Origin of the sequence: Actinosynnema sp. NPDC059797, from assembly GCF_042732085.1 — a bacterium.
Lineage (GTDB): Bacteria > Actinomycetota > Actinomycetes > Mycobacteriales > Pseudonocardiaceae > Actinosynnema.
This window is the reverse complement of the sequence record NZ_JBHWIE010000313.1, coordinates 1-8437: the sequence shown is the minus strand read 5'-3', so window position 1 is coordinate 8437 and position 8437 is coordinate 1. Positions and strand designations below refer to the sequence as shown.

General features: G+C 72.7%; 6 protein-coding genes and 1 pseudogene. 6 read left to right on the top strand and 1 reads right to left on the bottom strand.

Annotated features, from left to right (window positions below; translation table 11 throughout):
- Nucleotides 1–883, bottom strand: a pseudogene (locus tag ACFV4N_RS35530) (AAA family ATPase); the annotation flags it as partial.
- Nucleotides 884–1052: 169 nt separating this feature from the next.
- On the opposite strand from ACFV4N_RS35530, the gene bdeA reads away from it, so the two are divergent.
- The 6 genes from bdeA to ACFV4N_RS35500 all read left to right on the top strand — a co-directional run.
- Nucleotides 1053–1916 carry a bis(hydroxyethyl) terephthalate hydrolase gene (gene bdeA / locus ACFV4N_RS35525; RefSeq protein WP_499677046.1) on the top strand — a complete coding sequence of 288 codons (864 nt, stop codon included), beginning with the start codon at nt 1053–1055 and terminating at the stop codon, nt 1914–1916.
- A gap of 527 nt (nt 1917–2443) precedes the next feature.
- Entirely contained in the window at nt 2444–3850 is a 1407-nt protein-coding gene (locus ACFV4N_RS35520) for a family 2B encapsulin nanocompartment shell protein (protein WP_499677045.1), read from the top strand.
- Nucleotides 3851–3877: 27 nt separating this feature from the next.
- The gene (locus ACFV4N_RS35515; protein WP_499677044.1) at nt 3878–5287 is read left to right on the top strand and encodes a family 2B encapsulin nanocompartment shell protein; all 1410 of its coding nucleotides are present in this window, start codon (nt 3878–3880) and stop codon (nt 5285–5287) included.
- 93 nt (nt 5288–5380) lie between these two features.
- Nucleotides 5381–6421, top strand: coding sequence for a family 2 encapsulin nanocompartment cargo protein polyprenyl transferase (locus ACFV4N_RS35510; RefSeq protein WP_499677043.1), 1041 nt, complete (start codon nt 5381–5383; stop codon nt 6419–6421).
- A 57-nt stretch (nt 6422–6478) separates the two neighbouring features.
- Nucleotides 6479–7405 (top strand): 4-hydroxy-3-methylbut-2-enyl diphosphate reductase, encoded by a 927-nt coding sequence (ispH, locus tag ACFV4N_RS35505; RefSeq protein WP_499677042.1) that lies wholly within the window; start codon nt 6479–6481, stop codon nt 7403–7405.
- A partial coding sequence (locus tag ACFV4N_RS35500) for a 1-deoxy-D-xylulose-5-phosphate synthase N-terminal domain-containing protein (RefSeq protein ID WP_499677041.1) occupies nt 7402–8437 on the top strand: 1036 nt, incomplete at its 3' end. The genes ispH and ACFV4N_RS35500, both read left to right, overlap by 4 nt.

The following is an 8437-nucleotide window of genomic DNA, read 5'->3' as shown; positions in this document are numbered from 1 at the left end:
GCCGGTCGGCGAACGCGTCCCGGTCGCCGGGCGCGCGGGCGGCCTCGTGCCAGGTGCGGCGCGGGCCGGCGGGCAGGGCCTCGGCCAGCGCGGCGTGCGCGGCGTAGCGCAGGGCCAGCGGGACCTCGGTGCGCAGGGTCGAGCGGACCAGCGGTCCGCCGTCGAGCAGCGCGCGGGCCTGCTCGACGGCGGCCAGGTCGAGGTCGGGCATCCGGGCCAGGGTGTCCGCGTCCACCTCGTCGTCCACGACCAGCAGCGCGGTCGCGTAGCGGGCCTGCGGTGACAGGTCGTGGAAGCGCGCGCTGAAGCGGGCGCGCAGCGAGCTGTCCTCGGGCAGCGCGTCGGGCGGGGGCGCGGTGCCGCCGAGCTGCTCGGAGGTGAGCGCGCGGGTCAGCTCGACGAGGGCGAGCGGGTTGCCCAGGGCGAGGTCGGCGACCGCGTCGGCGAGGCCGGGCGGCAGGCCGGGGCGCAGGTCGCGCAGGACGCGGAGGCTGTCGGCGTGGTCGAGCGGGTCGAGCCGGACCCGGGGCAGCCCGGGGGTGTCCCCCTCGGTGGCGATGAGCAGGGCCACGGGTTCGTCGGCGATGTCCCGCGCCAGTTCGGTGAGCCACGTGGTGTCGTCGAGCAGGTGGGCGTCGTCCACGCACAGGAGGACCGCGCGCGAGGCCGACCCGCCGGGAGCGGAACCGCCGGCGCCCGATCCACCGGGAACGGCCCCGTCGAAGCCGCCCATGCGGGCCGCGGCCTCACGCGCGGCGGCGAGCATCGCGCTCTTGCCCGAGCCGGGACCGCCGCGCAGCACCAGTGCCCCACCGCGCCCGGCACGGGCCCTGGTGAGCAGCGCGTCCACCTCGACGCGCTGCCGATGACGTCCGCGCAGCATGCGGCCAGTTTTACGGGCCTGGGCCGTTTCGCGGAAGGGGTCGGGCCGAAGTTATCTACCAGCGTTAGGTTTCGTGGCGGACCGGTGGTTGCACCGATGCGGTGCGGTGACGGACCGGAGCAGGGTCGTCGCTGTCAGCAGTTCCCTGCCTAGCGAGGTGTACACCGACGTGCAACTCCGCAAACTGATCCCGGCGCTCGTGCCGGCCCTGGTCCTGGCCCTGGTCGCGCCCCAGGCGAACGCCGCCGAGACCGAGTACCGCCGCGGCCCGGCGCCGACGAACTCGAGCATCGAGGCCCTGCGCGGTCCGTTCCCCACCTCCGAGACCTCCGTGTCCTCGCTGGTCGTGACGGGCTTCGGCGGCGGCACCATCTACTACCCGACGAGCACCGCCGAGGGCACGTTCGGCGCGGTCGCCATCTCCCCCGGCTTCACCGGCACGCAGTCGAGCATCGACTGGCTCGGCCCGCGCCTGGCCTCGCAGGGCTTCGTGGTGTTCACCATCGACACCATCACCACCCTCGACCAGCCGGACAGCCGGGCGAGCCAGCTGCTGGCGGCGCTGGACTACCTGACCCAGCGCAGCTCGGTGCGCAGCCGGATCGACACCTCCCGGCTGGGCGTCATGGGCCACTCGATGGGCGGCGGCGGCACCCTGCGCGCGGCCGAGCAGCGGCCGGCCCTCCAGGCCGCGATCCCGCTGACCGGGTGGCACACCGACAAGTCGTGGGGCAACGTGCGCGTGCCGACCCTCGTCATCGGCGCCGAGAACGACTCGGTCGCGCCGGTCTCGTCGCACTCCGAGCCGTTCTACTCGTCCCTGCCCTCCACGCTGGACAAGGCGTACCTGGAGCTGAACGGCGCGAGCCACTTCGCGCCGAACACGTCCAACACGACCATCGCCAAGTACAGCATCGCCTGGCTCAAGCGGTTCATCGACAACGACACCCGCTACGAGCAGTTCCTGTGCCCGGCGCCGGGTCGCAGCACGCAGATCGAGGAGTACCGGGACACCTGCCCGCACTCCACCTGATCGCGGCCGGGGCGCCTCTCCCCGCCCCGCCGCGCCACGACCGGAGCCGCGTCACCCGTTCACGGGTGGCGCGGTTTCACCGTGCGCCCCGGCGGTACACCCTCGCGGGGTTGCCGATTGTGCTGCACGAGGGTTTCTCGCTTTCCCGACGGCCCACCTGAACGGTGTTTTCGCAGGAATCGGGTCGCACCTCACCAGGACGAAGTACCCACACAAGGATGATTTTTTGTCCGCACATCGGCGAAACAGGCACGAAGAGGCACGCTGGAGCAGCGTCAACGGCACCATAGGGTGAAAAACCCTAGTCCGAACGTGCCAGCCATTCCACTTTAGTGCGAATAAAACACCACCCTACTCGAAGAATCACCCGTTTTTACCCGTGTCGCTCACCAATTGCACTATCCGTGCGCACAAACCGCTGAAATAACCCCCGGGGGGGTCGCCGCATCGGCCGCTTCCCGTGACGCATTCGGCCTCACTACCGTCAACCCGGCCCAATGAACCAGATCCGATTGGCGGTGTGCCGGGTGTCTGTGACCGATTCGGACGTGGAGGTCGAGCGGCCTCAGCTCAGCCTGAGCAGGGCTGCGGCGCGGAACCTCGCGACGACCACCAAGTCCGTTCCCCAGATGCAGAACATCACCTCGCGGTGGCTGCTCAAGGTGCTGCCGTGGGTGGAGGCGAAGGGCGGCGCCTTCCGGGTCAACCGCAGGCTCAGCTACGCGATCGGCGATGGCCGCCTGACGTTCACCAACATCGGCGCGGACGTCTCGGTCGTCCCGCAGGAGCTGACCGAGCTGCCGCTGCTGCGCGACTACGACGACGTCGAGGCGCTGACCGCCCTGGCCGCCCGCTTCGAGCAGCGGGAGTACCAGCCCGGCGACGTGATCGTGGAGCGCGGCCGGCCCCAGGACACCGTCCACCTCATCGCGCACGGCCGGGTCGACAAGATCGGGCAGGGCGAGTACGGCTCGGAGACCGTGCTCGACGTGCTGGCCGACGGCGACTACTTCGGCGACCAGGTGCTCGCCGGCCCCCAGGGCGAGTGGGACTTCACCGTCAAGGCCGTCACGCCGGTCATCGTGCTGGTCCTGCCCTGGGACGTGTTCGAGCGGCTCAACGGCGAGGCCGGCGGCCTGCGCGCCCACATCCAGCGCGCGTTCGCGGGCTCCGAGGGCCGGACCAACCAGCACGGCGAGGCCGAGATCGAGATCGCCTCGGGCCACGACGGCGAGCCGGACCTGCCCGGCACCTACGTGGACTACGAGCTGGCGCCGCGCGAGCTGGAGCTGAGCGTCGCGCAGACCGTGCTGCGGGTGCACAGCCGCGTCGCCGACCTCTACAACCACCCGATGGACCAGGTCGAGCAGCAGTTGCGGCTCACCATCGAGGCGCTGCGCGAGCGACAAGAGTACGAGATGGTGAACAACCGCGACTTCGGCCTGCTGCACAGCGCCGACCTCAAGCAGCGCATCCACACCCGCAGCGGCCCGCCCACCCCGGACGACATGGACGAGCTGCTGTCCACGGTGTGGAAGGAGCCGACCGCGTTCCTGGCCCACCCGCGCGTGATCGCCGCGTTCGGGCGGGAGTGCAACAAGCGCGGCGTCTACCCGGACACGATCGACTTCAACGGCCACCACGTGCCCGCGTGGCGCGGTGTCCCGGTCCTGCCCTGCAACAAGATCCCGGTCAGCGAGACCCGCACCAGCTCGGTCCTGCTCCTGCGCGCGGGCGAGCAGAACCAGGGCGTCATCGGCCTGCACCAGACCGGCCTCCCCGACGAGTACCAGCCGGGGCTCAACGTGCGGTTCATGGGCATCAGCGAGAAGGCGATCATCTCCTACCTCGTCAGCGCCTACTACTCCACCGCGATCCTCGTCCCGGACGCCGTGGGCGTGCTGGAGCACGTCCAGATCGGCCGCGAAGACTAGTCCCCACGACCAGATCGGACACCTGACGTGACCGTGACCGACCCCGGCCTCACTCCCGAGGAGGCCGAGCACCAGCGGCAGAGCCTCGGCACCGCGGCCGCGAGGAACCTGGCGAGCACGACCAAGTCCACGCCCCAGATGCAGGGCATCTCGCCCCGCTGGCTGCTGCGGAAGCTGCCCTGGGTGACCACCCAGGCGGGCACCTACCGGGTGAACCGCCGCCTCACCTACGCCGTCGGCGACGGCCGGGTGACCTTCATCAGCACCGGCGCCGACGTCCGCGTCATCCCGCAGGAGCTGCGGGAGCTGCCCGTGCTGCGCGACCTGCCCGACGACGACGTGCTCGTTGCGCTGGCCGACCGGTTCGAGCAGCGCGAGTACCAGCCCGGCGACGTGCTGGTCCAGTCCGGCGACCGGGCGCACGAGGTCTACCTCATCGCCCACGGCAAGGTGCAGGAGATCGGCCGCGGCGAGTACGGCGACCAGACCGTGCTCGACACCATGGCCGACGGCGAGCACTTCGGCTCCGAGGCGCTGACCGGCGTCGACGCGTCCTGGCAGCACACCTTCAAGGCGGTCACCCCGGTCATCGCCCTGGTGCTGCGGTGGGAGGCGGTCCAGCAGCTCAACGGCCGCGCCGACGCCCTGCGCGCGCACGTCGAGTCGCTGACCCGCGACGGCGGCAAGCCGCAGAACAAGCACGGCGAGGCGGACATCGAGATCGCCTCGGGCCACGACGGCGAGCCGGACCTGCCGGCGACGTTCGTGGACTACGAGCTGTCGCCGCGGGAGTACGAGCTGGAGGTCGCGCAGACCGTGCTGCGCGTCCACACGCGCGTGGCGGACCTCTACAACCACCCGATGAACCAGACCGAGCAGCAGTTGCGGTTGACCATCGAGGCGCTGCGCGAGCGCCAGGAGTACGAGATGATCAACAACCGGCGCATCGGGCTGCTGCACAACGCCGAGCTGAAGCAGCGCATCCACACCCGGACCGGCCCGCCGACCCCGGACGACCTGGACGAGCTGCTGTCCCGGCGGCGCAAGACCGGGCTCATGCTGGCCCACCCGCGCGCCATCGCGGCGTTCGGGCGGGAGGCGAGCAAGCGGGGCCTGTACCCCGGCACGACCAACGTCGACGGCACGCAGGTGCTCACCTGGCGGGGCGTGCCGCTGTTCCCCTCGAACAAGATCCCGATCAGCGACCGCGGCGCCACCTCGATCCTCGCCATGCGCGTCGGCGAGCAGGACAGCGGCGTGGTCGGCCTGCACCAGCCGGGCATCCCCGACGAGGTGCAGCCGGGCATCAACGCCCGGTTCATGGGCATCAACGAGAAGGCGATCGTGTCCTACCTCGTCAGCGCGTACTACTCGGTGGCCGTGCTGGTGCCGGACGCGTTGGGCGTCCTGGAGAACGTGGAGATCGGCAGGTCCTAGGACCGCCGGTTCGACGGCAGCCGGGCCGGCGCGCCCGGCTGTCGAATCTCCCGCCCGCGTCGCGGGCGCATCCCCCGAACAGGAGCTGTGGCGATGACCGACCTGGACGTGAGCCCCGCGCACCGTTCCGCGCGCGAGGTGCTGAGCTGGAGCCGTGCCGGCGTGGACCCGGCGTTGCGGGCCGCGGTGGAGCGGTTGCCGGAGTCGATGCGGGTGATCGCGGGCTACCACTTCGGGTGGTCGGACGAGCAGGGCAGGCCCACCCGCACCGACGCGGGCAAGGCCATCCGCCCCGCCCTGGCCCTGCTGGGCTCCCGGGCCGTGGGCGGCGGGGTCGAGCAGGCGCTGCCGGCGGCCGTGGCGGTGGAGCTGGTCCACAACTTCTCCCTGCTGCACGACGACGTCATGGACGGCGACACCACCCGGCGGCACCGGCCCACCGCCTGGAGCGTCTTCGGCGTCAACCCGGCCGTCCTGGCCGGCGACTCCCTGCTCACCCTCGCCCTGGACGTGCTCGCGGGCAGCGGCCACCCGGCGGCGCAGCAGGCGATCCGGGTGCTGTCGGCCGCCGTGCAGCAACTGCTGGACGGGCAGAGCGCGGACCTGGCGTTCGAGGAGCGCGGTGACGTGCGGCTGGCCGAGTGCGTGCGCATGGCCGAGTGCAAGACCGGGTCGCTGCTCGGCGCGGCGTGCGCGCTGGGCGCCCTGCTCGGCGGCGGGCGGCCGGACCAGGTGGAGCACCTGCGGTCGTTCGGCGAGCGGATGGGGCTGGCCTTCCAGTTCGTGGACGACCTGCTCGGCATCTGGGGCGACCCGGAGGTGACAGGCAAGCCGGTGTACTCGGACCTGCGCAACCGCAAGAAGTCCCTGCCGGTGGTGGCGGCGCTGACCTCGGACACGCCCGCCGCGCGCGAGCTGGGGGTGCTGTACCACTCGGACCGGCAGCTGTCGGGGGCCGACCTGGCGCGGGCGGCCGACCTCATCGAGGTGTCCGGCGCGCGGGCGTGGAGCCAGGGCCGCGCCGACGACCTGCTGGCGCGGGCCCAGGTCCACCTGCGGGCGGCGGAGCCGGAGGAGTCGGCGGCGCGGGAGCTGGACGCCGTGGCCCGCCTGGCCACGCGCCGCGACCACTGACACCGCGTCCCCCACCCCGCCGAACCACCCGCGCCCACTGGACTAGGAGCCGTGCGCATGGTCCTCCCCGTTGTGCTGCTCGCGTCACCCCGGTCGTTCTGCGCCGGGGTGGAGCGGGCCATCGACATCGTCGACCGCCTGCTCGACCAGCGCGGCGGGCCGATCCACGTGCGCAAGCAGATCGTGCACAACACCCACGTGGTGGCCGAGCTGGAGCAGCGCGGCGCGGTGTTCGTCGACGAGCTGGACGCGGTGCCCGACGGGGCCACCGTGGTCTTCTCGGCCCACGGCGTGTCACCGGCCGTGCGCGAGGACGCCGCCCGCCGGGGCCTGGAGGTGATCGACGCGACCTGCCCGCTGGTGACCAAGGTGCACGCGGAGGCCAAGCGGTTCGTCGCCCGGGGCGACACCGTGGTGCTGATCGGGCACGAGGGCCACGAGGAGGTCGAGGGCACGGTCGGCGAGGCCCCCGAGCGGATCGTGCTGGTGGCGAGCGTCGCGGACGTCGAGGCCCTGGAGGTGCCGGACCCCGAGCGGGTGTCCTACCTGACCCAGACCACGCTGGCGGTCGACGAGACGGCCGAGGTGCTGGACGCGCTGCGGGCGAGGTTCCCCGCGCTGCGCGGCCCCTCGTCCGCCGACATCTGCTACGCCACCACCAACCGGCAGGAGGCCGTGCGGGAGGTCGCGGGCGAGGCCGACCTGGTGCTGGTCGTCGGGTCGGCGAACTCCTCCAACTCGGTGCGCATGGTCGAGGTGGCCCGCCGGATGGGCACGCCCGCGCACCTGGTCGACGGCGTGAGCGACATCCGGCACGAGTGGCTGGAGGGCGTGCGGGTCGTCGGCCTGAGCGCCGGCGCGTCCGCCCCGCCGCGCCTGGTGGACGAGGTGATCGAGGCGCTGGGCGCGTGGGACGTGCAGGTGCGCGAGACCGCGCGCGAGACCATCCAGTTCACCCTGCCGGTGGCGGTGAGGTCGCGATGACGCTCCTGGGCGCCATCTCGGGGCCCGGCGACGTCCGGGCCTTACCGTCCGCCGAGCTGCCGGCGCTGGCGGACGAGATCCGCCGGTTCCTGGTGGACCGGGTGACGCGGGCCGGCGGGCACCTCGGGCCGGGCCTGGGCGTGGTGGAGCTGACCATCGCGATCCACCGGGTCTTCGACTCGCCCCACGACGTGCTGCTGTTCGACACCGGCCACCAGGCCTACGTCCACAAGGTCCTCACCGGCCGCGCCGACGCCTTCGACGGGCTGCGCCGCGCCGGCGGGCTGTCCGGCTACCCCTCCGCCGCCGAATCGCCCCACGACGTCATCGAGAACTCCCACGCCTCCACCGCCCTGTCCTACGCCGACGGGCTCGCCAAGGGCCTGCGGCTGCGCGGCTCGTCCCGGCGCGTGGTGGCCGTCGTCGGCGACGGCGCGCTCACCGGCGGCATGGCGTGGGAGGCGCTGAACAACCTCGCCGCGACCCGGCACCCGGTGGTGGTCGTGCTCAACGACAACGGCCGCTCCTACGCGCCGACCACCGGCGGCCTGGCCGAGCACCTGGCGGAGCTGCGCGTGGGTGAGCGGCCCGCGTTGTTCGAGGCGCTGGGCCTGGCCTACGTCGGCCCGGTCGACGGGCACGACGTGGTCGCGGTGGAGCACGCGCTGGTGGACGCGGCCGAGCTGGGCCGGCCGGTGGTGGTGCACTGCACGACGCGCAAGGGCAAGGGGCACCCGCCCGCCGAGCAGGACCCGGCCGACCGCCTGCACGCGGTGTCGCCGAGCGGCTCGGGCCGCGGACCCACGTGGACCGACGTGTTCGGCGAGGAGATCGCCCGCATCGGCGAGCAGCGGGGCGACGTGGTGTGCCTGACCGCCGCCATGCGGGGCCCCACCGGGCTGGACGCCTTCGCCGCCCGGTTCCCCGACCGCCTGTTCGACGTGGGCATCGCCGAGCAGCACGCGGTCACCTCGGCGGCGGGCCTGGCGCTGGCCGGGATGCACCCGGTGGTCGCCGTCTACTCCACCTTCC

Bases quoted from the DNA above. Each gene is read 5' to 3' on its own strand.
- ACFV4N_RS35510 (WP_499677043.1), top strand. From the start codon at position 5,381: ATGACCGACCTGGACGTGAGCCCCGCGCACCGTTCCGCGCGCGAGGTG.
- ispH (WP_499677042.1), top strand. From the start codon at position 6,479: ATGGTCCTCCCCGTTGTGCTGCTCGCGTCACCCCGGTCGTTCTGCGCC.